Origin of the sequence: Kingella kingae (assembly GCF_900475905.1) — a bacterium.
GTDB classification, from domain to species: Bacteria; Pseudomonadota; Gammaproteobacteria; order Burkholderiales; family Neisseriaceae; genus Kingella; species Kingella kingae.
On the sequence record NZ_LS483426.1, the window covers coordinates 42,818 to 66,154 of the forward strand.

At 46.9% G+C, this 23,337-nt stretch carries 22 protein-coding genes; 5 read left to right on the forward strand and 17 right to left on the reverse strand.

What is annotated here, in order from left to right:
* Nucleotides 1–172 precede the first annotated feature (172 nt).
* Nucleotides 173–2,200, forward strand: a complete 2,028-nt coding sequence (locus DQN52_RS00270) for a BCCT family transporter (protein WP_003787343.1) — start codon at nt 173–175, stop codon at nt 2,198–2,200.
* 58 nt (nt 2,201–2,258) lie between these two features.
* On the opposite strand, the gene DQN52_RS00275 is transcribed toward DQN52_RS00270, so the two are convergent.
* The 10 genes from DQN52_RS00275 to DQN52_RS00315 form a co-directional block, all read right to left on the reverse strand.
* Nucleotides 2,259–2,909: an ABC transporter ATP-binding protein gene (locus tag DQN52_RS00275; protein WP_003787342.1), complete on the reverse strand. Its 651-nt coding sequence runs from the start codon at nt 2,907–2,909 to the stop codon at nt 2,259–2,261.
* Nucleotides 2,906–3,709 carry an ABC transporter permease gene (locus DQN52_RS00280; protein WP_003787341.1) on the reverse strand — a complete coding sequence of 268 codons (804 nt, stop codon included), beginning with the start codon at nt 3,707–3,709 and terminating at the stop codon, nt 2,906–2,908. The genes DQN52_RS00275 and DQN52_RS00280 overlap by 4 nt, the downstream gene beginning before the upstream one ends.
* Entirely contained in the window at nt 3,709–4,857 is a 1,149-nt protein-coding gene (locus DQN52_RS00285) for a capsule biosynthesis protein (RefSeq protein ID WP_032827763.1), read from the reverse strand. The genes DQN52_RS00280 and DQN52_RS00285 overlap by 1 nt, the downstream gene beginning before the upstream one ends.
* Nucleotides 4,858–4,961: 104 nt before the next feature.
* Nucleotides 4,962–6,152, reverse strand: a complete 1,191-nt coding sequence (locus tag DQN52_RS00290; RefSeq protein ID WP_003787333.1) for a polysaccharide biosynthesis/export family protein — start codon at nt 6,150–6,152, stop codon at nt 4,962–4,964.
* A gap of 152 nt (nt 6,153–6,304) precedes the next feature.
* A complete protein-coding gene (locus tag DQN52_RS11415; protein WP_003787330.1) occupies nt 6,305–6,430 on the reverse strand; it encodes a hypothetical protein in 126 nt (41 codons plus the stop codon).
* Between the two features lie 5 nt (nt 6,431–6,435).
* A complete protein-coding gene (locus DQN52_RS00295; protein ID WP_003787329.1) occupies nt 6,436–6,870 on the reverse strand; it encodes a ClpXP protease specificity-enhancing factor in 435 nt (144 codons plus the stop codon).
* A gap of 9 nt (nt 6,871–6,879) precedes the next feature.
* Complete coding sequence (locus DQN52_RS00300) at nt 6,880–7,485, reverse strand: glutathione S-transferase N-terminal domain-containing protein (protein ID WP_003787327.1); 606 nt, start codon at nt 7,483–7,485, stop codon at nt 6,880–6,882.
* Nucleotides 7,486–7,620: 135 nt separating this feature from the next.
* A complete protein-coding gene (waaF, locus tag DQN52_RS00305; RefSeq protein WP_003787325.1) occupies nt 7,621–8,640 on the reverse strand; it encodes a lipopolysaccharide heptosyltransferase II in 1,020 nt (339 codons plus the stop codon).
* A gap of 224 nt (nt 8,641–8,864) precedes the next feature.
* The gene (locus tag DQN52_RS00310) at nt 8,865–9,293 is read right to left on the reverse strand and encodes a protein YgfX (protein WP_003787323.1); all 429 of its coding nucleotides are present in this window, start codon (nt 9,291–9,293) and stop codon (nt 8,865–8,867) included.
* Nucleotides 9,266–9,616: a hypothetical protein gene (locus DQN52_RS00315; protein WP_003787321.1), complete on the reverse strand. Its 351-nt coding sequence runs from the start codon at nt 9,614–9,616 to the stop codon at nt 9,266–9,268. Before DQN52_RS00315 ends, DQN52_RS00310 begins: the two co-directional genes overlap by 28 nt.
* Nucleotides 9,617–10,084: 468 nt before the next feature.
* Between DQN52_RS00315 and ppsA the strand changes: the two genes are divergently transcribed.
* The gene (gene ppsA, locus DQN52_RS00320; protein WP_003787316.1) at nt 10,085–12,484 is read left to right on the forward strand and encodes a phosphoenolpyruvate synthase; all 2,400 of its coding nucleotides are present in this window, start codon (nt 10,085–10,087) and stop codon (nt 12,482–12,484) included.
* A 71-nt stretch (nt 12,485–12,555) separates the two neighbouring features.
* On the opposite strand, the gene DQN52_RS00325 is transcribed toward ppsA, so the two are convergent.
* Nucleotides 12,556–12,909: a winged helix-turn-helix transcriptional regulator gene (locus tag DQN52_RS00325; protein ID WP_003787313.1), complete on the reverse strand. Its 354-nt coding sequence runs from the start codon at nt 12,907–12,909 to the stop codon at nt 12,556–12,558.
* A gap of 182 nt (nt 12,910–13,091) precedes the next feature.
* On the opposite strand from DQN52_RS00325, the gene DQN52_RS00330 reads away from it, so the two are divergent.
* Entirely contained in the window at nt 13,092–13,745 is a 654-nt protein-coding gene (locus DQN52_RS00330; RefSeq protein ID WP_032827762.1) for an NAD(P)-dependent oxidoreductase, read from the forward strand.
* Nucleotides 13,746–13,976: 231 nt separating this feature from the next.
* Here DQN52_RS00330 and DQN52_RS00335 read toward each other — a convergent pair whose 3' ends face one another.
* From DQN52_RS00335 to speA, 3 genes are all read right to left on the reverse strand, one after another.
* Nucleotides 13,977–15,986 (reverse strand): prolyl oligopeptidase family serine peptidase, encoded by a 2,010-nt coding sequence (locus DQN52_RS00335; RefSeq protein WP_003787309.1) that lies wholly within the window; start codon nt 15,984–15,986, stop codon nt 13,977–13,979.
* A gap of 91 nt (nt 15,987–16,077) precedes the next feature.
* On the reverse strand, nt 16,078–17,001 hold the full coding sequence (speB, locus tag DQN52_RS00340) for an agmatinase (protein WP_003787307.1): 924 nt from the start codon (nt 16,999–17,001) through the stop codon (nt 16,078–16,080).
* A gap of 61 nt (nt 17,002–17,062) precedes the next feature.
* Nucleotides 17,063–18,952, reverse strand: coding sequence for a biosynthetic arginine decarboxylase (gene speA / locus DQN52_RS00345; RefSeq protein ID WP_003787305.1), 1,890 nt, complete (start codon nt 18,950–18,952; stop codon nt 17,063–17,065).
* Nucleotides 18,953–19,219: 267 nt separating this feature from the next.
* Between speA and purN the strand changes: the two genes are divergently transcribed.
* Nucleotides 19,220–19,846 (forward strand): phosphoribosylglycinamide formyltransferase, encoded by a 627-nt coding sequence (gene purN, locus DQN52_RS00355; RefSeq protein WP_003787303.1) that lies wholly within the window; start codon nt 19,220–19,222, stop codon nt 19,844–19,846.
* A 10-nt stretch (nt 19,847–19,856) separates the two neighbouring features.
* Complete coding sequence (locus tag DQN52_RS00360; protein WP_003787300.1) at nt 19,857–20,075, forward strand: hypothetical protein; 219 nt, start codon at nt 19,857–19,859, stop codon at nt 20,073–20,075.
* Between the two features lie 121 nt (nt 20,076–20,196).
* On the opposite strand, the gene ychF is transcribed toward DQN52_RS00360, so the two are convergent.
* The 3 genes from ychF to lolA all read right to left on the reverse strand — a co-directional run bounded on the left by ychF (nt 20,197) and on the right by lolA (nt 23,260).
* Nucleotides 20,197–21,288, reverse strand: a complete 1,092-nt coding sequence (gene ychF / locus DQN52_RS00365; protein WP_003787299.1) for a redox-regulated ATPase YchF — start codon at nt 21,286–21,288, stop codon at nt 20,197–20,199.
* Nucleotides 21,289–21,385: 97 nt separating this feature from the next.
* A complete protein-coding gene (gene zapE / locus DQN52_RS00370) occupies nt 21,386–22,513 on the reverse strand; it encodes a cell division protein ZapE (RefSeq protein ID WP_003787296.1) in 1,128 nt (375 codons plus the stop codon).
* 132 nt (nt 22,514–22,645) lie between these two features.
* Nucleotides 22,646–23,260, reverse strand: a complete 615-nt coding sequence (lolA, locus tag DQN52_RS00375) for an outer membrane lipoprotein chaperone LolA (protein WP_019389746.1) — start codon at nt 23,258–23,260, stop codon at nt 22,646–22,648.
* Between the last annotated feature and the right edge of the window lie 77 nt (nt 23,261–23,337).

Here is a 23,337-nt window from a genome sequence, read left to right on the forward strand (position 1 = left end):
CGGTTTCAGGCAGCCTTTAATTCCTTCAATTTAAAAGGAAAAATCCATAATTTTATTTAATTGTGATTTTGTGTTATAATTATCAAATACTTATCAATTTTGAGTTAAATCTCATCAAATTTCGCGCTGCACCGCAGCATTCAAATAATCTAATCAAACAAGGAGTTTGACCATGAGAAACACAAATTTCTGGCACAAACACTCATCGTTCAACCCATTTGTGGTGAGCGTTACACTCATCAGCGTGTTGGTTTTGGTTGCGTGTACATTATTCGTGGCTAACGGCACACAACACATTCTGAATACAGCTAAATCATTGGTTTTTCAAAATTTTAGTTGGTTTTATATTTTTTCGGTTTCATTATTTTTAATTTTTCTGTTGTTTGTCGCGCTGGGCGGTTTGGGCAAAATCAAACTCGGCAGCGATGAAGAAAAACCCGAATTTAGCTTTATGTCGTGGATGGCAATGCTGTTTGCGGCGGGCATGGGTGTGGGTTTGATGTTTTTTGGTGTGGCTGAACCGTTGTCGCATTTCAACAGCAGCATTGTTTCGGGCAGCCTGCACGAACGCAGCCAACAAGCGATTTTGCACACGGCTTTTCACTGGGGCATTCATGCGTGGGCGGTGTACGGCATGATTGCGTTGGCATTGGCGTATTTTGGTTTTCGCTATAAATTGCCGTTGGCGTTACGCTCGTGTTTTTATCCGCTTTTGAAGGACAAAATCAACGGCAAAATGGGCGATGTGGTGGATATTGTGGCGTTGATTGCAACACTATTCGGTATCATCACAACGCTGGGATTTGGCTCGGCGCAACTGGGTTCGGGTTTGGTGGAATTGGGTTGGATTGGCGAAAACAGTTTCGCGCTGCAAGTGGGCGTGATTGCGGTCGTAATGACGTTGGCAACGCTGTCGGCAATTTCGGGCGTGGGCAAGGGCGTGAAAATTTTAAGTGAAATCAATTTGTTGATTGCGATTGCTTTGTTGTTGTTTGTACTGTGTACTGCGCCTACGGTGCATTTGTTGTCGGCATTTAGCGATAATTTGGGAATGTATTTTAGTCAGTTGATTCCATTGAGTTTCCGCACCTATGTTTACCAGCCTGAACAAACAGAGTGGTTTCAAGGTTGGACGGTGTTGTATTGGGCTTGGTGGTGTTCTTGGGCACCATTTGTGGGCTTGTTTATTGCGCGGATTTCTCGTGGTCGCACGATTCGGGAATTTGTGTTTGGCGTGTTGGTGATTCCAAGCATATTTTGTATTTTGTGGTTTACGGTGTTTGGCAACAGCGCGATTTGGTTGGATACGAATGTGGCAAATGGCGCGTTGTCGGCTGCCACGTCTGCGCCTGAAAAATTGCTGTTTCAATTTTTGGACTATTTGCCATTATCGGGTTTAACCAGTGTGATGGCGTTGGTTAGCATTGCCTTGTTTTTTATTACGTCTGCGGATTCGGGCATTTATGTGTTGAATAATATTGCTTCTCGCGACAAAAGTTTGACAGCGAAACGCTGGCAAGCGGCAATGTGGGGCGTGTTGATGTCGGCGGTAGCGATTGTGTTGCTGCGTTCGGGCGGATTGGCGACTTTGCAAACCATGACTTTGATTGTGGCGTTGCCATTTGCGGTGTTGATGTTGTTGATGTGTGTGAGTTTGTTTACAGGTTTGGCGGCGGACAATAAATATTTCTCCACCAAATTCACGCCCAGCGCAACCATGTGGACGGGCGAAAAGTGGCGCGACCGTTTGTCGCATATGTTGAGCCAAGCAGAAGAGCAAGATATTTTGCGTTTTTTGAAGAAAACCGCTTTGCCTGCGATGTATCAATTGCAAAATGAATTGGTCAATCAATACGGCTTACACGCGCAAGTGAATAAGCGGTTTAATGATGATGTGCCTGCGTTGGAATTGATTATTCAAAAAGAAACCATGCGTGATTTTGTGTATGGCATTCGCTCGGTGGCATGTGAAGTGTCGCCGCATTTGGTGGCTGATGAGCGTTTACCGAATATTCAAAAGGAAACGGATTATGTGCCAACGACTTATTTTTCTGATGGACGCATTGGCTACGATGTGGGTTATATGAGTCAGAATGAATTGATTGCCGATATGCTGAAACATTATGAGCGATATTTGTCGCTGTTGAGTGATGTAGGGCAAGATTTGATGGCGCATGAACAAACGGAATTGGGCGAATAAGCATTTCGCATAACAAAGCAGCCTGCACTTTACGTAACAAAGTGCAGGCTGCTTTTTCTTACAATTTCGTGTGATAAAACTCGTATGCCTTATCCATGTTTTCAAACTGATGCAATTCACCGTTATCCAACACCATAGCATTGTCGCAATACTGCTTCATCGCGCTATTGCTGTGCGACACCAAAATCAACGAACGGTCTTGTCGGCGTTCAAACAATTCGTAGCGACATTTTTCGGAAAAACGCGAATCGCCCACGGCAATTACTTCATCAATCAAATAGCAGTCAAACTCCACCGCCAGCGACAAAGCAAACGCCAATCGCGCTTTCATGCCCGATGAATAGCGTTTGACTGGTTCGCGCAAATAATTGCCCAATTCGGAAAACTCTTCGGTGAATTCGCGCACATAATCGGCATCAACATTGTAAATCCGACAAATAAAATTCAAATTGTCTATGCCTGTTAAGCTGCCCTGAAACGCGCCCGAAAACGCTAATGGCCACGAAATACTCATCGTGCGGCGAATTTCTCCTTTGCTGGGCATTTCCACGCCGCTCATCAAGCGGATTAGCGTGGATTTGCCTGCGCCGTTGCGCCCTAAAATGCCCAGTTTTTCGCCTTTGTGCAGCGTAAAATTGATGTCATTCAACACGGTTTTTAAACCTTGTCGGGTTGGATAATATTTGCTGACGTGTTGTACTTCAATCATAACAATTCTACTTTCTGACTAAATCGGCTCACCATAAACAAGCCCAACCACGTTAGCACCAAATTGGATAGCACCAAAAACCACGGGCTTTCATAAGTGATAACCGATGAACCAAAATAACCGTGGCGGAACATTTCTGTGCCATGCACCATAGGAATGGACAGCGCGATGTCGCGTCCTGCATAGGGCAAAGAATGTACAAAGAAAAACACGCCCGAAAGCGGCATCAACACAAAGCTAAACGTGTTCCATAGCTTGCCAAATACTTCAAAGCGAAACGCAATCGAACAAATAATTAAACCCAGCCCAATAGCAAACCACGCCATCAGCAGCCACGCAATCAGCATATAGAACACGTCATCAGGGGTCGGAATCCAGCCAATTAAAATCAACACCGTCATAATGGCGATTTGGGCAATGGTTGCGCCTGCAATCTCCAATATCATTCGCGCCACAATCGTGTCCAACACGCGCACATTGCGGTGATATAGCAAACTTTGGTTTGCCGCAATCGCACCAATGGCGCGGTTGGACGCATTGCGCCACATCATTGCCATTGGGTAGCCCGTCATCACAAACGCTACCATATTGAGCGATGAAATTTGGTTAGCGCGAATAAATTTCCACATCAACACCAGCATCACCGTCATGGCAAGTGGCTCAATAAACAGCCACAAAAAGCCGATGTTGGCACGTCCATAGCGCGTGATGATTTCGCGCATCAACAATGCACCAATCACACGTTTTTGAATAGCCAGCGATTCACGAAAGCTGGTTTCATGTAAGGCTTTGCTTTTCATTAGTTTTTATGCTCACGAATGCTGGCAGACAGCAGGCTGCAAATGCCATATACCATTAAACTAATAATCAAAGTGGCAATGATGTTATACAAACGCGATGGCAGTTGCGCCATATCGGGTTTGCTGGGTTTGGACACCACTTCCAAATAAAGCTGTTGGCGTTCGGCTTCGGCTTTGGCGGTTTCCAGCGAGCCAATTGCCACGGTTAATTGTTTTTCGGCAAGGTCGTTGTCTAGCATCAAATGCTGATATTCGGCGGCTTTGTTGGCAATGGAACGTCCCGTCGCACCTGTCATCAATTTGGTTTGACGCGAAATTTCGCCCAATAAACTGCGCTCACGAGTTTGCAAGCCGTCAATTTGTGGGTTGTCGGGCGTAACGGCGCGAACTTGGTCAAGCTGCGTTTGAATGCTGATTAACTCGTCTTGCAGCTTGGAAATCAAAGCAGCCTGCATACTGGATTGCTCTTTCAAATCCAACACGCCATTTTGAGTACGGAATGTACGCAAGGCTTCGGCAGACGTGGCAACTTTATCTTGTGCGGTACGAACGGCTTTTTCGGCAAACGAAATCGTGTCCTGACGTGCACGGCTATTAATTCGGTTGATTAAATCTTCGCCCTTTTGCAACAAGGCTTGATTGATTTGATATGAGTTATCCGCATCAAACGACTGCACGCGCAAGGTAGAAATGCCCGATACAGCATCAAAATCAATGCTCACTTTGCGGCTGTAATATTGATAAAACGCTTCGTCTGAATCCAGTTTTTCCAATCCAAAGCCATTGAATTGGCTGAATATATCGCCACCTTTTTCATAGAACGAGCGCACAGGTATCTGTTTGGACAATTCGCCCAAAGCCGAACGCGAGCGCATATATTCTTGCACAGTGTAAATATCGTCTTGCGAGCGTGAAATGCCGACATTTTGAAACAACGCGCCCAAATTAGACACATTGCTTTGATTGTTTGCCGAACGCACGACAAAGCTGGATTCGGACACATAGCGGTCAGCAGCAATCGCGCCAAAATAAATTGCCGACAAAACCGTTGGTACAACCACGATGCCCAAAAATAGGAAATTGATTTTTTTGAGATTGAATTTGGGCTTTTTGGGTTCGGTATTTTCGGTATTGGATTCAGATGTCATGTCTTGTTTCCTTTGTAATTGAAAAGCAGCCTGCACATTGTTGTACAAACTCATATATAAAGTGCAGGCTGCTTTTTATATTTTTTGCGTTATGAATCATCACGTTAATTGGTCAAACCATTGATGCTACCCACGCCCGTTGTAACAGGCGCGAACACAAATTGCAGGAATTTTTGCAATTCCGACACAGGCGCGTTGGCAACATAAATAATATCTTTATCGCGCATCGCAAAGCGTTGTAGCCAGAACAAAGAATGTGGTTGGGTCAAATCCATGCGATACACCACAGGCACACTCATGTGTGGTGCGTAACCACGTTGTTTCCAAATAATTTGTTCGGCTGGCGACAAGCTGCTCATGGTTTGATAGCGGAACACAAACACACCACGTGGGTCAGAACGGCGGTCTAGCAAACCGCCCATTGCGCCCATTGCTTCGCCCAAATTCATGCCACGCGCCGAAATATTAAACGCTTGATTTTTTCCTACCGCGCCCAATGCCGTAAACGATTGCGGACTGGTTTGCAAAGTCAGCACATCGCCAGCGCGTAGCACGATATTTTGTGCAGGTTGTGCGGCAATATTTTCCAACGGCACAACGCGAACTTGATTGCCGCGCGTCAGTTGCAAGGAAATATTGTAGATTTCCTGCTCCACACCACCCACCGCCGCCACCGCGTCCAACACACGCTCGCGATTGGCAGTCAATGGCACACGCACGCTTCGTCCTGCGCGAATAATCGTGGCATTGGCAGAATTATTTTGCGTTAGGCGTACCAAGGCTTGTGGTTGATTGGCTTTGCGCTGTAAACCCGCTACAATTTGCTGTTGGATTTGCTCGGGCGTTTTGCCTTTAACCGCGATATTGCCCAAAAACGGCACAGAAATCGTGCCATTTGCGCTGACCATTTGTGCAGGCAATGCCACCGTTTGCGCCGTTCCCGACCCCATAGAATTGATTGCGCCACCAAATAACAACGCAGGCGGTGATTCCCACAAAGTAATTTCCAACACATCGCCCACGCCCACCGCATCTGCTGCGCCGTCTTTGCCTTGCGCCAAATCGGTTAAGGATTGCGGCACATTATCTTTTGCCATTTGCAGCGATACGGCATCGTCTATGTCTATGATTTGCACAGGCGGCAAAGCAGCCTGCACTTGGCTTCGCTCGCTTTCGGGCTGCATTTGGCTGATTTGTCGCAGACTTGGGCCTGTGGACGGTAACGATTGACAAGCCGATAACGCCAACAGCAACAAAGCAGCCTGCACCGAACGAGTAAACAAAGTGGGATTCATAAACACAACTCTATCAATATAAAAAGACGGCGTATTTTATACCAATCGCGCCTATCACGCGAACCTTGTGCCATGTTTGCGCGATGAAATTTGACAAGATGCAACAAAAAAGCCGTCTTACAATCAAGACAGCTCTTCTGCGTTAAGTGAGATTAAAACGTGCGGCTGGTTTCCACACCACCTTTAATCGTGCCATACATTTCGGTTTGACCGCTGCCCGATGCTGAACACGCCGTCAAACCCATCAACACCAATAAACCCATTGCATATTTTTTCATACGCCCTACTCCGATTTCTTAAATTTAACCACTTTGGCACGCGGTTCAGCAGGCTCGTCATCAGATTGCAGGCTGCTTTGGTCGCGGTCTAGTTCCTGACCTACGGTTGCCGCATCATCAGGTTGATACGGCTGCACTTCAAAGCCCATGCCCTCGCCCGTTTCTTTAGCATACAAGCCGATAACGTGTCCCACAGGAATCCAAATTTCGTGCGACACGCCGCCAAATCGCGCATGAAACGACACCCATTCGTTGTCAATTTGCAAGTCTTTGGTTGCGCTGGGGCTGATGCTCAACACAATTTGGTTGTCTTGCACATATTGCGCTGGCACGCGCGTGTGTTCGTTTACCCACGTTGCCAAATATGGCGTGCAACCGTTGTCCAAACACCATTCATACAAGGCGCGAATCAAATAAGGTTTAGTAGAAGTCATCGTCATAACAACACCTTATCGGCGCATGGCTTTTTCGGCTGGGGTCAGCGCATCAATAAACGCTGAGCGTTGGAAAATGCGTTCGGCAGATTTCAAAATTGGTGCAGCGGCTTTGCCCAGTTTGATTTCGTAGTGGTCTAATCGCCACAACAATGGGGCAAGCGCGACATCAATCATCGAAAAATCATCGCCCAAAACGTATTTGTTTTTAGTGAACGCTGGCGCAATCATGGTCAAACCATCGGCAATCGCTTCACGCGCTTTACTTTGTTCTTTGGCGGTTGATGTTGGGTTTTCTAGCGTTTTAACGTGGATAAACAATTCTTTTTCCAAGCGGTGCAACACCAAACGTCCGCGACCGCGCATTACGGGGTCGACAGGCATCAGTTGTGGATGTGGGAAACGTTCGTCAATGTATTCGTTGATGATGTTGGATTCGTATAACACCAAATCGCGTTCCACCAACACAGGCACTTCGTTATACGGATTCATCACCGCCAAATCTTCTGGCTTGTTGAACACGTCAATGTCTTTGATTTCAAAGTCCATGCCTTTTTCAAACAACACAAAACGGCAACGGTGACTAAATGGGCAGGTTGTGCCTGAATACAAAATCATCATGATAATTGTCCTTCTATTTTAATGATAAAAAATATAGGTGCAGGCTGCTTTTTACGCTTCAAAAGCAGCCTGCACAATTAGGCAGGTGCGTATTGTAACAAAAAAATCAATGCTTTGACTATTTTTTCGCTCTAATTATTTGTTTTGATTGTTTAATTCGTCCAGCAAGCCAATCACGCGCTCGGGCATCAGTTTACGCATACAATCGTGATGACCCAACGGACAATCGCGCTGCACACAGGGGCTGCAATCCAAATTCAACGAAGTAAGTCGTGCCACATCACTCAACGGTGGCGCGTGTTTGGGGTCGGTTGAACCATACACGGCAACCAATTTACGCCCCAACGCTGCCGACAAGTGCATCAAACCGCTGTCGTTGCCCACCACGCTGTCCACGCATGACAATAAATCTATCGCGTCTGCCAAGCTAGTTTTGCCACACAAATTAACACACGCACCGCCTGCCTGCTGGTTGATTTGCTCCGATACGTCAAAATCTTTGGGCGAACCAAACAGCCAAACTTGCCAGCCTTGTTGCAGATAATGCTGCGCGGTGGCGGCATAGTGTTCAGGCAACCAGCGTTTTGCCGTACCAAATTCTGCGCCTGCACACAAAGCCAAAATCGGCTGATTGTGGTGCAAGTTGTATTGCGTTAAGGCATTTTGCTGGGCGACTTCGTTTACCTGCAAACGTGGATAATCCGAACCTGTAAAGTCTGCCAGATTATCGTGTGCCAACGCGGTGTATCTATCCACCATCAAATACAGCGCGGTTTTATCCAGTTTACGCGCATCGTTGAGCAAGCCGTAACGCATTTCGCCCACCCAACCTGTGCGCCGTTTCGCACCTGTTGCCACTGCCACAATCGCGGATTTGAGCGAGCCTGGCAACACAATTACTTGTGTATAACCGCGTTTACCCAATTCGCGCCCTACTCGCCAACGTTCGCGCAACTGCAATGCACCATGCCCAAATGGGTTGTCCAAAATCTCGCTAACTTCGGGCATACGCGCATACACGGCTTGCGACCATTTGGGCGCGAACACATCGATTTGGCAACCTGCACGCAATTCGTGCAAACGCCGTAACATGGGTTGCGACATCACGCAATCGCCAATCCACGATGGGGAAATGATTAAGATTTTGTCTGACATGATTACTTTCGTTTCTAATACAACAAAATGAACGACATTAAGCCGATTTACTCCCTCTCCTTTAGGAGAGATTGGGGAGAGGGCAAATCTTGTTAGCCATAGCCAATCATCGCTTTATGCAACCGTTTTCCCTCTCCCTAGCCCTCTCCCACAGGAGAGGGAACAAGATTACCTAAAATTGAACCATTTCTGCCATGCGCCGAAATGTTTAAAAGCAGCCTGCACTATTCTTTCTGCGCCCAAGTCGCCCAAACAAACAATTTGCGCCAATCGTCTGCATTCAAGCTATCGGGCAACAAAAATTGGCGCACGCTGCGTCCGTTGTCCAGCTGCCAATGCACGATGGCAACACGCGGCACAAACAAGCAGCCTGCACCCAATCTAGCCTGACACGATTCGTGGGCGATGAATAACCGCGCCACACCGTCATCATGCAGTTGAATGGTGTGGACGCGCAGCGCTGTTTGCCGTTGTTGCCGCCACGCCCACGCGCCAGTCATCAAAGTCAAACACAACAACAGCCAACGCAAACCGCCTGCAAAATAAAGCCACACGCAAGCAGCCTGCACCGCGCACAACCCTATCCACAAAACATCATAAAGCTTGGAACGCTTGATGGCGATGATTATTCCAGCACTTCGCCGCCCTGCCATTGCGCTTCTTCCAAATCCAGCACCATATCGTGAACGTCTAGCTCAAAAAACGCCCAAAACTGAGCCAAATCAAACGGTTGTGGAAAATCTTTCTCGTCTATGCTCCACGATGCTAATTCCGCCGCAAACAGCGATTGATAACGCTCACCCACATACGCCACCGCTTCTTCGGGTTCGTCAAACACGGGTAACAAAAACACGCTGCAATTCGCGCGAAGTTGCTCTACCGTCAAATCGGGGAAATCGAGGTTATGCTGTTTGAGCCACGCCAAAAACGCTTCGGTGGGTTTTAACACGGCTGCCATTCTATCTACAAAAAACATAGTTTTTCCTGATATGTTGTTCAGTACACGACAAAACTTTAAGTTACAGCAATCTTGTTCCCTCTTCTTTGGGAGAGGGTTAGGGATTTGCCTATATACAAAATTTTTTTTCGTATACCGAACATATGTTGCAAAAGGCGAATTGTACCTAAATATGCAGGCTGCTTGCGAAATTACATCACACTACATAAGCATTTATTCAATCCAATAATTCGCTACAAAATAGCAAATTTTTTATTTACTTTGCTGATTTATGCTATTTCTATCCCAATAAATCTGCCAAACAAATAGAATTTTGCTCAAAAAATAAAACAAACTACATCAAACAACAAAAGCAAAAACCAAGCAGCCTGCACTCACCCCCCCCACAAAAACACATGACATTAAGCACAACACAGGCTAAAATGCGCCGCATGGTTTACCATTTCTTTACATTTTTTCTACTAACCTGACAAAAGGACACAAGCAATGTCTCAAAACGTGATTTGGTTTGAAAACTTACGCATGACCGATGTGGAAAGCGTGGGCGGTAAAAATGCCTCTTTGGGCGAAATGATTTCGCAACTTGCCAACAAAGGTGTGCGCGTTCCAAGCGGTTTTGCCACAACGGCAGCCGCGTACCGCGCGTTTTTGGCGCACGAAGGCTTGGCTGACCGCATTTCGGCAGCGTTGGCGGCGTTGGACGTGGACGATGTAACCGAATTGGCGCGTGTCGGCAAAGAAATTCGCCAATGGATTTTGGAAACGCCTTTCCCTGCGGAATTAAACGCGGACATTGAAACCGCGTGGAACAAAATGGTGGCGGACGCTGGCACTGACCAAATTTCGGTAGCAGTGCGTTCTTCGGCAACGGCAGAAGATTTGCCTGACGCTTCTTTTGCAGGTCAGCAAGAAACATTCTTAAACATCAATGGGTTGGAAAACGTGAAAGAAGCCATGCACCATGTGTTTGCGTCTTTGTACAATGACCGTGCCATTTCTTATCGCGTTCACAAAGGTTTCGCGCATGACATCGTGGCGTTATCGGCTGGTGTGCAACGCATGGTGCGTTCGGATAGCGGCGCGGCTGGCGTGATGTTCTCCATTGACACGGAAAGCGGTTTTGAAGATGTGGTTTTCGTTACATCGTCTTACGGTTTGGGCGAAACGGTGGTTCAAGGTGCGGTAAATCCCGATGAATTTTACGTTCATAAACCGACTTTACGCGCGAGCAAACCTGCGATTTTGCGTAAAACAATGGGTTCTAAACTGATTAAAATGACGTTTACCGACAGCGCACAAGCAGGTAAATCAGTGCAAGTGGTGGACGTGCCAGCCAATGAGCGCAAGCAATTTTCTATTAGTAATGAAGAAATTACCGAGCTTGCCAAATACGCGCTGATTATTGAAGAACACTACGGTCGCCCAATGGATATTGAATGGGGGCGCGATGGTGTGGACGGTAAATTGTATATTTTGCAAGCGCGTCCTGAAACGGTGAAATCGCAAGAAAAAGAGCAGGGAAATAGTTTGCGCCGCTACACTATTTCGGGCGAACGCAAAGTGTTATGCGAAGGTCGTGCGATTGGTCAAAAAGTAGGTCAAGGCAAGGTGCGCTTGGTTAAAGACGCTTCGGAAATGGACAGCGTTCAGGCAGGCGATATTTTGGTTACGGATATGACTGACCCTGACTGGGAACCTGTGATGAAACGCGCAGCAGCAATCGTAACCAATCGTGGCGGACGCACTTGCCACGCGGCAATTATTGCGCGTGAATTGGGTATTCCTGCGGTAGTGGGTTGTGGTAACGCTTCGCATATTTTGCAAGAAGGTCAAGAAGTTACTGTATCTTGTGCCGAGGGCGATACAGGTTTGATTTACGAGGGTTTGTTGAATGTGAATGTTGATGAAGTCGCATTGGACAATATGCCCAAAGCCCCTGTCAAAATCATGATGAATGTGGGCAACCCTGAATTAGCGTTTAGCTTTGCCAGCATTCCAAGCGAGGGCATTGGCTTGGCGCGTATGGAATTTATCATCAACCGTCAAATCGGTATTCACCCGAAAGCCTTGATTGATTTTAATAAACAAGACGCTGATTTGCAAAATGAAATCCGCGACCGCATTGCAGGTTACACATCGCCTAAACAATTCTATGTAGATAAAATTGCGGAAGGCGTGGCAACTTTGGCGGCTTCGGTTTATCCGCGCAAAGTGATTGTGCGTATGTCCGATTTCAAATCCAATGAATACGCTGGTTTGGTTGGCGGCAATGTCTATGAACCACACGAAGAAAACCCAATGTTAGGTTTCCGTGGTGCCGCGCGTTATGTGTCGGAAGATTTCAAAGAAGCGTTTGCGCTGGAATGCCAAGCCTTGAAATATGTGCGCGATGAAATGGGTTTGACCAATGTGGAAATCATGATTCCGTTTGTTCGCACGTTAAGCGAAGCGGAACAAGTGATTCACGCGCTAAAAGCAAATGGTTTGGAACGCGGCAAAAACGGTTTGCGCTTAATTATGATGTGCGAAGTGCCAAGTAATGCCTTGCTTGCCGAGCAATTCTTAAAATACTTTGACGGCTTCTCTATCGGTTCAAACGATATGACGCAACTGACTTTGGGCGTAGACCGCGACAGTGGCGGCCCAATCGCCAGCACGTTTGACGAACGCAACGCGGCGGTTAAAGTGATGTTCCACTTGGCGATTTCCGCTTGTCGCAAACACAATAAATACGTTGGCATTTGTGGACAAGGCCCGTCTGACCACCCCGATTTTGCGAAATGGTTGGTGGAAGAAGGCATTGAAACAATTTCGTTGAACCCAGATACTGTGATTGAAACGTGGTTGTATTTGGCGAAAGAGTTGGGCGATAAGGCTGCGGCGTAATTTATCGCGTAAACATAAAGTGCAGGCTGCTTTTTAACGGATTTTCCCGCTAAAAAGCAGCCTGCACTTTTTTATACTGCATGAACATGCGTTGCCAAAATATCGGCCAAATTATTTTCCAGCCAATCTACCAAATCCTGCAATTTATCCGCCGCCGTTTTGCCAAAATCGGTTAGCGAATATTCAACGTGTGGCGGAACAGTTTGAAAAGATTGGCGAACCACCATGCCGTCTTGTTCCAAATTTTTCAGCGTTTCCGTCAGCATACGCTCGCTCACGCCGTCAATGCTGCGGCGCAATTCGCTGAATCGTTGTGGCTTGTTTTGCTGCAACACAATCAACACCAATACGCCCCAACGACTCGTCAAATGGCGCAAAATTTCACGCGATGGACACGCGCTCGCCAATACATTACCTTTTTCCATAAAATAAATTCCATATAAAATCAATAAACTAATCAAAATTTTGTTTACTTACTTTTTTGTAAGTACTTACCAAAAGTAAGTAACTTCATTATACTTCGCCTCACTTAATCAACGCAAACATTTTTCAAACAACTGAAAAATATTTTTATTTTTTAACCTATTTATTTATAAGGAAAAAAATCATAAAAATCGCAGTAATCGGCTCAACTGGTTTGGTAGGTAACGCAACCGTTCAAGAATTGGCAGCACGCGGACACGAAGTAACCGCATTGGCGCGTAGCCCTAAAAAAGTATTTCAAAATCCAACTGTTACTGCTGTAAAAGCGGACGTAAACGACGCGGATTTTGCGGAAAAATTGGCAGGTTTTGACGCTGTGATTAGCGCGTTTAACGGTGGTTGGGAAAACTCAAACATCGTGGCGGACATCAACAAAGGCTACGACAGCATTTTGGCAGCAGCGAAAACCGCGCAAGTGCCGTATTTGTTGGTTGTGGGCGGTGCAGGCAGCCTAAATGCTGCGCCTAATTTGGCTTTGGTGGATACGCATGACTTCCCTGCGGAAGTGTTCCCTGCTGCGAATGCCATGCGCGTTTTGTTGGATAACTTGCGTGAACGCCGTGATGTGAACTGGTCGTTTGTGTCGCCCGCTGCGATGTTTGCGGTGGCAGAAGTGCAATTTGAGAAAACAGGCGTGTACCGTGTGGGCGCAGATGATGTGTTGTTGAACGCGGACGGTTCGCCTGCGGATATTGCCTTGCCTGATTTGGCGGCGGCTTTGGTTGATGATGTTGAGAAAAAAGCGCATTTATTCCAACGCTTTACCGTAGCGAACTAATATAAAGCAGCCTGCACATTACAGTGGGTTGGTTTTCTGAACCAACCTGCTATTGTTTTTGTATAGTGGATTAAATTTAGATTAGGACAAGGCGACAACGACCGCCGTGTACATCTAACACATAAGGGAGTTGGCAACACTGTACTAATCTAAATTTAATCCACTATAAAACACAAAAGAAATGGAAAATAAACTCCGTCCCCATTTGCTATTTGCAGGCTGCTTTACAGTTTACGAAACAATCGCCCAATCCAAAAACTCAAACACCGCCGCCAATTCTTCCGCCGTTTCCGCTTGCGTGCCGTTGCCTGTGTGTCCGCCTTTTTCGGGCGCAAACAGCCACGCTTTCGCATTCGGATTGTCGCGCAATTTCGCATAAAATTTCAGCGCGTGAGCAGGGTGAACGCGGTCGTCCGACAAACTGGTCGTGATGAACGCTGGCGGATAATTCAGGCTGCCTGAAAGTTGATGATACGGCGAAAACGCCGCCAAATACTCGCGCATTTTCGGGTCGGCAGGGTCGCCATATTCGTCAATCCAACTCGCGCCTGCGTACAATTCCGTGTAGCGCAACATATCCGTAAGCGGCACTTCGCAAATCATCGCGCCCAAATTTTCAGGCAGCCTGCAAAATGCGGATGCAACCACCAAACCGCCATTGCTGCCGCCTTGAATGGCGATTTTTTTCGCGCTGCTGTACCCGCGTTCCACTAAATCATTGATTACCGATAACAAATCATCAACGCTCTTATGTTTATTTTCACGCTGCGCCGCCGTGTGCCAATGCGTAAACTCGCCGCCGCCGCGCACATTCGCCAACACAAACGCACCGCCACGCTCCAACCAATGCCGCCCAATCGCGCCCATATAATGCGGCAATTCAGGCACAGCAAAACCGCCGTACACATAAACCAAAGTCGGCGTATCGGGCGATTGCGTTTTGCCAACGTGATAATACGGGATGCGCGTACCGTCCGCCGAAGTAGCAAAATTCTGTGTAACCACAATACCTTGCGCGTCAAACTGTTTCGGCTGACGGCGCAAAACCGTCAATTCCATCACATTCAAATCCAACGCAAACAAAGTCAAAGGCGTAACAAAATCACTCGCCGCCAAGTAAACCGTATCGCCACCCCAAGGCTGGTCGGCAAGCTCAATCGCGCCATTTGGAAAACGCGGTAACGCCTGCTCAACCCACGCGCCATTTTCCCATTTCCACGCTTTCAGGCTGCCTGAAACATTGTCCAACAAACTCGAAATCACAAATTTCCGTGTCGTTTCAATCAGTTCCAACGCTTGCGAACTCGTTGGCGCAAACAAACAAAACGCTTCGCCCAACTCGCCCTTATTCAATTTCACCGCAATCAGGCTGCCCGAAACATATTTTTGCTTACTGCGCTGCCAATCCGATTTCAAATGCAAAAATAATTGCCCAGCCAAATAACCCACGACTTCACAATCTCGCGGCAGAGCCAATTTCACCGCTGCCAAATCCGCATTCACATAAAAATAATCCTTTTGAAAGAAAGATGTATTCGCTTCAATCAAATCCAACGGCGCACCCTGCGCGTCCAAATAACGCCACGCGCTGACCATTACGCCGTCCGCATCCATTTCGTAAACAGGCGTGGCTTCGTCAAACGACTGACCGCGCTGCATCAACCAAACCTGACGCGGATAACCCGAAGTCGTGAGCTGCCGCTCGTCCCACGCAGGGCAAACCCAAACGCTGTTTTCATCGCGCCAAGCCACATGATTTTTGCCTAATGGAAAATGAAAACCACCCGACACAATTTCGCCCGTTTTCAGATTAAATTCAATCGTGTACGCACTATCCGAACCTTGTGAAGACAACGAAATCAACGCCAATTCAGGGCGTTCCACATAATGCGACACGCCGTCTAAATACACATCATCGCCCAAAATTTCATCAAAATCCGCAACTGAAAATAAAATTTCCCAATCAGGAATTCCAGCACGATAGCTTGCTGCGCTGCACATGCGATACACGCCTTTGGGCAAATCCGCCGACTGATGAAAATGGTACATTCGGGCGCGGTGTTCTTGGCAAAAGGGGATTTGTCTCTCGTCTTGTAATTGTTCGGTAATTTGTTGTTTTGTTTTGTGGAAATTTTCGGATTGGCAAAATTGCGCCAGCGTTTCGGCGTGGGCAGATTGGTGGAATTTTTGCGTTTCGGAGGCGTGTAAATTTTCTAAATATTGATAAGGGTCGGTAAACATGGTGCAGGCTGCCTGAAAATAAAATAATGAAAAATAATGCAGGCTGCTTTTTCATCGCTCAAAGCAGCCTGCACAATATTATAAAGTGCGATTAACCTTTCTTCACGCCTTGCAAATACAACATTTCCAGCGCAATCGTTGCGCCAGCCAACGCAGTAATGTCTGCATGGTCGTAAGATGGCGCAACTTCCACCACGTCCATGCCCACAATATTCACATCAGTCAAACCGCGCAAAATTTTCAACGCACGGTCGCTGCTCAAACCGCCACAAACAGGCGTACCCGTCCCTGGCGCGTAAGAGGGGTCAAGACAGTCAATATCAAACGTCAAATAAACAGGCATATCACCCACTACTTCCTTGATTTTGCTAACCGTTTGTTCCACGCTATCATCGTTTACTTGTGGCGCAGTCAAAACGGTAAACGGCAATTTTTTGCTGTGTTCCGTGCGAATACCGATTTGCACCGAACGCGCAGGGTCAATCAAACCTTCTTTTGGCGCGGTGTAAAACATCGTGCCGTGGTCGTATTCGCTGCCGTTGTCGTAAGTATCAGTATGCGCGTCAAAATGGATTAACGCCAATTTGCCAAAATGTTTGGCGTGGGCGCGGAGCAAGGGCAATGTGATGAAATGGTCGCCTCCAAAACTTAAACATTTTTTGCCCGATTGCAATAATTGGGTGGTGTGGGCTTCCATTTTTTCCACGAAATCGCGGCTGTCGCCAAACGAAAACACCAAATCGCCACAATCTACAATGTTCAAGCGTTCACGCACATCAAACGTCCATGGAAATTTGCGATGTTCCCACGCCAAATTAACCGAAGCACGGCGAATCGCTTCCGCGCCAAATCTCGCGCCCGAACGCCCCGACACCGCCATATCATACGGAACGCCTGTGATGACCCATTCCGCATCACTGTCGTAGGGCATGAAATTGAGCGGTAAACGCAAAAAGCCAAAATTGTTAGAAACCAATGAATTATCGGTTTGTCCTGCTAGGGTGCTGTATTGCATGGTTTTTTCCTTGTGTGAATTTATTTTGTGAATGTGTTTTCAGGCAGCCTGAAACGCCAAATTACTCATCTTCCAAATAAGTATAGCCGTTCAAGCCAATTTCCAATTCCTTCAAAAATATCATCGCTTGAGACGCTGGCAAATCCGATTGCTCAATTTGTTCGCGGTAACGCTTCATCAACTCTTTCGGGTCTTGGTAAACGTATTCCAACATATCCGCCACCGTGTTGCCTTCATCGTAATCGGCTAATTCAAATTGATTTTTCTCGTTAATCAACACATCAACCGTTGTCGTGTCGCCAAACAAATTGTGCATATTACCCAAAATTTCCTGATACGCGCCCACCATAAAAAAGCCCAACAATGGTGGATTGTCTTCCGAATATTCAGGCATTGGCATGGTGGTTGCCACGCCGTCGCCATCAATATAATGGTCAATCGTGCCGTCCGAATCGCAAGTAATATCCAACAACACCGCACGACGTGCAATCGGCTGATTTAATTGCGTAATCGGACAAACTGGGAATAATTGGTCAATTCCCCAAGCATCAGGCAGCGACTGAAACAGCGAAAAATTCACATACAATTTATCCGCAAAACGCTCTTGCAATTCATCAATAATTGTCCGATGTGACCGATGTTTCTCGTTGAACAACTCGCCAACTTCATGGCAAATATTCAAATAAAGCTGCTCCGCCCAAGCGCGTTGTTGCAAATTCAACAAACCAACATTGTATTGATTATGCACGTCCGACAAATCAAACTGACTTTCGTGAATCCAACTACGCAACGAACGCTTTTCGCGTGAAGCAAAAATATCCGTCCACGTTTCCCACATACTATGCAAAACTCGTGGGTCTTCGGGGCTAGGTGGATTGAGTTGCTCCGCTTTATAGCGTTCCACACCAATCACATTCGCCACCAAAACCGCGTGATGTGCCGTAATGCCACGACCGCTTTCTGTGATAATCGTCGGGTGCGGCAAATCGTACTCTCGACACGCCTGACCAATTCCCCAAACCACCGTACTCGCATATTCGCTCAAACTGTAATTAACCGAACAATCCGATTGCGTGCGATTGCCTTCATAATCCACACCCAAACCGCCGCCCACGTCAAAACATTGAATATTCACGCCTAATTTATGCAATTCCACATAAAAACGCGCCGATTCATGCACACCAGTCGCCACGTCGCGAATATTGCCCAACTGCGAACCCAAATGAAAATGCAATAATTGCAAACAATCCAAATGATTATTTTGTTTTAATAATTCAACCAGTTGCAAAACCTGCGAAGCCGACAAACCAAATTTAGATTTATCGCCGCCCGAAGCCTGCCATTTCCCCGAACCCTGCGAAGCCAAACGCGCCCGAACACCCAAACGTGGTTTCACGCCCAATTTCGCCGCTTCTTCCAACACCATTTGGATTTCAGATAATTTTTCAATCACCAAATAGACTTTGTGTCCCAATTTCTCGCCCATCAGCGCGAAACGAATGTACTCACGGTCTTTGTAGCCATTGCAGACAATCAGCGTTTGCGTTGTGCCAGCGTGTGCCAACACCGCCATCAATTCCGCTTTTGAGCCAGCTTCCAAACCGTGCGGTTGATTGCTGTGAATCAAACTTTCAATCACACGGCGATGTTGATTCACCTTAATCGGATACACCAAACAATAATTGCCGTTGTAACCAAAATCTTCACGCGCTGCCTGAAAAGCCTGATTGATAGAGCGCAAACGGTGCTGCAAAATTTGCGGAAAACAAAGCAAAATCGGCAAACGCGCCTGATGTTTTTGTTGCACTTCTTCGGTTAATTGTTGCAGCGAAATGGTTTTTTCAGGCTGCTGCGGATTGGGGCGCACGATAATGTCACCACGTTCATCAACATCATAATAGCTAATGCCCCAATAATTGATGTTGCAGACTTCACGAATGGTAGTGGGCATGGTTTTTTTGTCCTTTTGTTTCCATGAAAAAGAAAGCGCGATTATAAGGCGAAATATGTTGTGTGCAGGCTGCTTTTTTTGTTTTTTGATAGCAAGCGAAAGCAGCCTGCACTTGATATATAGTGGATTAAATTCAAACTAGGACAAGGCGACAACGACCGCCGTGTACAGCCAATACATAAGGGAGTTGGCAACGCTGTACTAGTTTGAATTTAATTCGCTATAATCAACCGATAATCCAATCCTCCACATAAAAGAACTCTCTTTATGAAAAACATCGTTATTTTGATTTCTGGTCGCGGCAGCAATATGCAATCGATTGTGAACGCAAACATTCCCAACGCGCACATCGCCGCCGTGTTGTCGAACAATCCGCAAGCAGCAGGTTTAGCTTGGGCGGCAGAACGCGACATTGCCACCGCATCACTCAATCACAAAGAATTTACCAGCCGCGAAGCCTTTGACCAAGCTATGATGCAGCTCATCGACACCTATCAGCCCGATTTGGTGGTACTGGCTGGCTTTATGCGGATTTTGACACCTACGTTTTGTAAGCATTACGAAAATCGCTGCATCAATATTCACCCATCATTGCTGCCTGCGTTTACAGGGCTGCACACGCATCAACGCGCTTTGGACGAAGGCTGTCGCATTGCAGGCTGCACGATTCATTTTGTAACCAAAGTATTGGACAACGGCGCGATTATCGCCCAAGGTGTTGTGCCGATTTTGGACAACGATACGGCGGATGACATTGCCGCGCGTGTACTCAAAGTAGAGCATCAACTGTTGCCACAAGCGGTTGCCGATTTTGTCGCAGGCAGCCTGCACATCAATGGCAAGCGTGTCATCAAGCAAACGGCTGGCAACTCGAATCATCAACTTTTAGCATAAGGAAAATAGTATGAAAAACGTATGGATTATTGGCGCATTAGTATTGAGCTTGGCAGCGTGTGGCGGCAGCGAAAAGCAGCCTGCAACCCAAACCGAAAACAAACAGCCCAACCCCAACAGCATAGGCGACCAAGCGGTTGAGATGCGTAAAAAAGTGGACAGCTCGGCAGCAAAAGTGCAAGGCGCAATGCAGCAAAGCACGCAGCAAATTGACCAAGAGACGAAGTAAGACAAATAAAAATGCAGGCTGCTTTTGCCCTTTTGTCCAAATCTCCGATTTAGGTATAAAAGGGTATGCCGTAGGCATGATTGCCTACAAACAAAGCAGCCTGCACTTTTATTTGTTGGGTTTACACATTAAACAAGAAATGAATCACGTCGCCGTCTTGTACAACGTATTCCTTGCCTTCCGCGCGCATTTTGCCTGCTTCTTTCGCTTTGGCTTCGCCGCCGAGCGCAATAAAATCATCATAGGCAATCACTTGTGCGCGAATAAAGCCGCGTTCAAAATCGGTATGAATCACACCAGCCGCTTGCGGTGCAGTATCGCCTTTGTGGATTGTCCAAGCGCGAATCTCTTTCACGCCAGCCGTAAAATACGTTTGCAAACCGAGCAAATCATAACCAGCGCGAATCAAACGATTTAAACCAGGTTCAGCCAAACCCATTTCCGCCAAAAATTCCACTTTTTCCGCGTCGTCCAATTCCGCAATTTCGCTTTCCAATGCCGCGCAAACCGCTACCACAGGCGCATTTTCACGTGCAGCCAATTCTTGCAAACGCGCTAAATGTGAATTGTTTTCAAAACCGTCTTCCGCCACATTGCCAACATACATCGCAGGTTTAGCCGTCAATAAAAACAATGGTTTAATCAATGCCATTTCTTCTTTATCCAAGCCAAATGCGCGAACAGGTTTACCTTCATTCAAATGTGGCAACAATTTTTCCAAAATCGCGACCAATTTTTGCGCGTCTTTGTCGCCTGATTTGGCGCGTTTGCCTTCGCGTAAAATTGCTTTTTCCACGCTCGCCAAATCCGCCAACGCCAATTCTGTACCAATCGTTTCAATATCTGCAATCGGGTCCACGCGACCTGCAACGTGAATAATATTATCATCATCAAAACAACGCACTACGTTTACAATCGCGTCTGTTTCGCGGATATTGGCAAGAAATTGATTGCCTAAACCTTCGCCTTTGCTCGCGCCCGCTACCAAGCCCGCGATGTCCACAAATTCCACGATTGCAGGCTGCATTTTTTGCGGATTAACGATTTTCGCTAATTCGTCCATGCGTGGGTCGGGTACTTCTACAATGCCGACATTGGGTTCGATGGTGCAAAATGGATAGTTTGCCGCTTCAATGCCTGATTTGGTTAAAGCGTTGAAAAGGGTAGATTTGCCCACGTTTGGCAAACCGACGATGCCGCATTTTAAGCTCATGATGATTCCTTGTTGATAAAATTAAAAAACGCGCGATTTTAGCACAAAAGCAGCCTGCACTTTTTGTTTACGCAATGTGCAGGCTGCTTTTGCGTGTTTACTTCAATTTCAAATGCGGCAACGCCAAATAATCTTCCGATTGCATTTCCACCAAACGGCTCACCGTCCGCACAAATTCGTGTGCAAAATCGCCTTCGGTGTACAACGCGTCCATTGCCACTTGCGAAGTAACACACAATTTGACGCGATAATCGTAAAACACGTCCACCAGCAAAGTTAATCGCCGCGCTTCGTTTTTCTCGTTGGGCGACATTTTTTCTACGCCTGAAATCAAAACGTGTGTATAGTTTTCCGCCAGCCACAAATAATCCGCCTGCGAGCGCGTACCAAAACACAAGGTTCTGAAATCAAACCAAATCACGCGATGATTGCGCCCTTTGCAGCTTAATTCGCGCTCGTGAATGCTGATTTTTTCAGGCAAACGCGCATCGCTGCCAGCCAGTTGTGCGAACAAATCCGCCAATTTTTGCTCGTTTTCCGCGTTGTTGGGGATATAGAACACTTCGGCTGGTTTCAAGGTTCGCATACGGTAGTCTTCGCCGCCGTCCACGTTTAACACGGTTAATTGCTTTTCAATCAATGTGATAGTTGGCAAAAAGCTGCTGCGGTTTTGCCCTTGTGGATAGAGTTCGGACGGCGCGTAGTTGGAAGTCGCCACCAGCACCACGCCTTCGGCAAACAGGTTTTCCAGCAATCGCCCCAAAATCATCGCGTCTGCAATGTCGCTAACGTGAAATTCGTCAAAACACAGCACGCGCGTTTCCACAGCAATGTCTTTAGCGACGGCTTTGAGCGGGTCTTGCTCGCTGCGTTTATCGCGCATACGTTGATGGATTTCTGCCATAAAGGCGTGAAAATGTACGCGGCGTTTGCGTTTGTAGGGCAGGCAGCCAAAAAATGCGTCCATCAAAAAACTTTTGCCGCGCCCCACGCCGCCATAAAAATACAAACCTGTCGGCACCTCGGGCGAGCGCAAACTGCGTCCCAAAAAACGATTGCGTTTGCGTTTGAACATCATCAATTCTGTCCACAAGCGGTCTAGGTGTTCAATGGCTTTGGCTTGCGCTGGGTCGCGGATAAACGCTGGGTGCTGCGCGGCGGCTTGATACCACGTTTGCGGACTGTGGTTGGCAAAAGGCGGCGGAGTAAAGCGGTTGTCGGTCATGGTGTTGTCTTTGTTGATAGAAGTGGGCGCATTATATAGTAAAAAGCAGCCTGCACTAGGGTAAACAAAGTGCAGGCTGCTTTTGAGCGATTTCAAAAGCAGCCTGCATTTTTTATCGTGCGTTTTACTTAATTACTGCGTCAAAACGTCCACACCTTTTGGCGGCGTAAACTGAAACGCAGAGCGCGACAAGTTCGGCTTGGTATTCAGTTGTCCAAATTGAATAGACGTTTGATTGCCAAAACTGTCTTTCAATTCCATTGCCGCTAATTGATTGTTTTTGAAGCCAATACGGATAAATTGATAGCCAACATTGTTTTTGCGCGGCGTTGCCAACACATAATCCACACCGTTTTGGCTGCCGTCTTCTTTGAGTGTGTAACTCGTGTCCAGCGCGGACTTGTTGGACAAAATCGCCGCGGGGCTATCGCCAATCGTTTGGTCTTGGTTGGACTGCGTTACCTGCTTCAAATCCACGTCATACAACCAAATATGTTTGCCATCGCCCACAATCATTTGGCGATACGGTTTGGTGTATTCCCATTTGAACAAACCTGGGCGCAAAATCTGAAAACTGCCCGAAGTGGTTTGTTTTTTGTTGCGAGTTTGTACTGTTTGTGTAAACGCACCGCTAATGCCATCGGCATCATTGTTGAACTGGCGCAGCGCATCAATCGCACCTGCATGGGCGGTGGCAGTAGTGGCGGCAAGCACGGTGGCGGCTAAAATCGTTTTCCAATTTTTCATATTTCTCTCCTGTGATTCGGTTAAAATGATGCGGTATCTTAACATTTTTACTTTTTTTGCCAAGCCTATCGCCCAAA

Bases quoted from the DNA above. Each gene is read 5' to 3' on its own strand.
- zapE (WP_003787296.1), bottom strand. From the start codon at position 22,513: ATGACCGACAACCGCTTTACTCCGCCGCCTTTTGCCAACCACAGTCCG.
- waaF (WP_003787325.1), bottom strand. From the start codon at position 8,640: ATGTCAGACAAAATCTTAATCATTTCCCCATCGTGGATTGGCGATTGC.
- DQN52_RS00325 (WP_003787313.1), bottom strand. From the start codon at position 12,909: ATGGAAAAAGGTAATGTATTGGCGAGCGCGTGTCCATCGCGTGAAATT.
- DQN52_RS00290 (WP_003787333.1), bottom strand. From the start codon at position 6,152: ATGAATCCCACTTTGTTTACTCGTTCGGTGCAGGCTGCTTTGTTGCTG.
- purN (WP_003787303.1), top strand. From the start codon at position 19,220: ATGAAAAACATCGTTATTTTGATTTCTGGTCGCGGCAGCAATATGCAA.
- DQN52_RS00335 (WP_003787309.1), bottom strand. From the start codon at position 15,986: ATGTTTACCGACCCTTATCAATATTTAGAAAATTTACACGCCTCCGAA.
- DQN52_RS11415 (WP_003787330.1), bottom strand. From the start codon at position 6,430: ATGAAAAAATATGCAATGGGTTTATTGGTGTTGATGGGTTTGACGGCG.
- ychF (WP_003787299.1), bottom strand. From the start codon at position 21,288: ATGAGCTTAAAATGCGGCATCGTCGGTTTGCCAAACGTGGGCAAATCT.
- DQN52_RS00295 (WP_003787329.1), bottom strand. From the start codon at position 6,870: ATGACGATGACTTCTACTAAACCTTATTTGATTCGCGCCTTGTATGAA.
- DQN52_RS00315 (WP_003787321.1), bottom strand. From the start codon at position 9,616: ATGTTTTTTGTAGATAGAATGGCAGCCGTGTTAAAACCCACCGAAGCG.
- speA (WP_003787305.1), bottom strand. From the start codon at position 18,952: ATGCCCACTACCATTCGTGAAGTCTGCAACATCAATTATTGGGGCATT.
- ppsA (WP_003787316.1), top strand. From the start codon at position 10,085: ATGTCTCAAAACGTGATTTGGTTTGAAAACTTACGCATGACCGATGTG.
- DQN52_RS00360 (WP_003787300.1), top strand. From the start codon at position 19,857: ATGAAAAACGTATGGATTATTGGCGCATTAGTATTGAGCTTGGCAGCG.
- DQN52_RS00310 (WP_003787323.1), bottom strand. From the start codon at position 9,293: ATGGCAGGGCGGCGAAGTGCTGGAATAATCATCGCCATCAAGCGTTCC.
- DQN52_RS00280 (WP_003787341.1), bottom strand. From the start codon at position 3,709: ATGAAAAGCAAAGCCTTACATGAAACCAGCTTTCGTGAATCGCTGGCT.
- DQN52_RS00285 (WP_032827763.1), bottom strand. From the start codon at position 4,857: ATGACATCTGAATCCAATACCGAAAATACCGAACCCAAAAAGCCCAAA.
- DQN52_RS00300 (WP_003787327.1), bottom strand. From the start codon at position 7,485: ATGATGATTTTGTATTCAGGCACAACCTGCCCATTTAGTCACCGTTGC.
- lolA (WP_019389746.1), bottom strand. From the start codon at position 23,260: ATGAAAAATTGGAAAACGATTTTAGCCGCCACCGTGCTTGCCGCCACT.
- speB (WP_003787307.1), bottom strand. From the start codon at position 17,001: ATGCAATACAGCACCCTAGCAGGACAAACCGATAATTCATTGGTTTCT.
- DQN52_RS00275 (WP_003787342.1), bottom strand. From the start codon at position 2,909: ATGATTGAAGTACAACACGTCAGCAAATATTATCCAACCCGACAAGGT.
- DQN52_RS00270 (WP_003787343.1), top strand. From the start codon at position 173: ATGAGAAACACAAATTTCTGGCACAAACACTCATCGTTCAACCCATTT.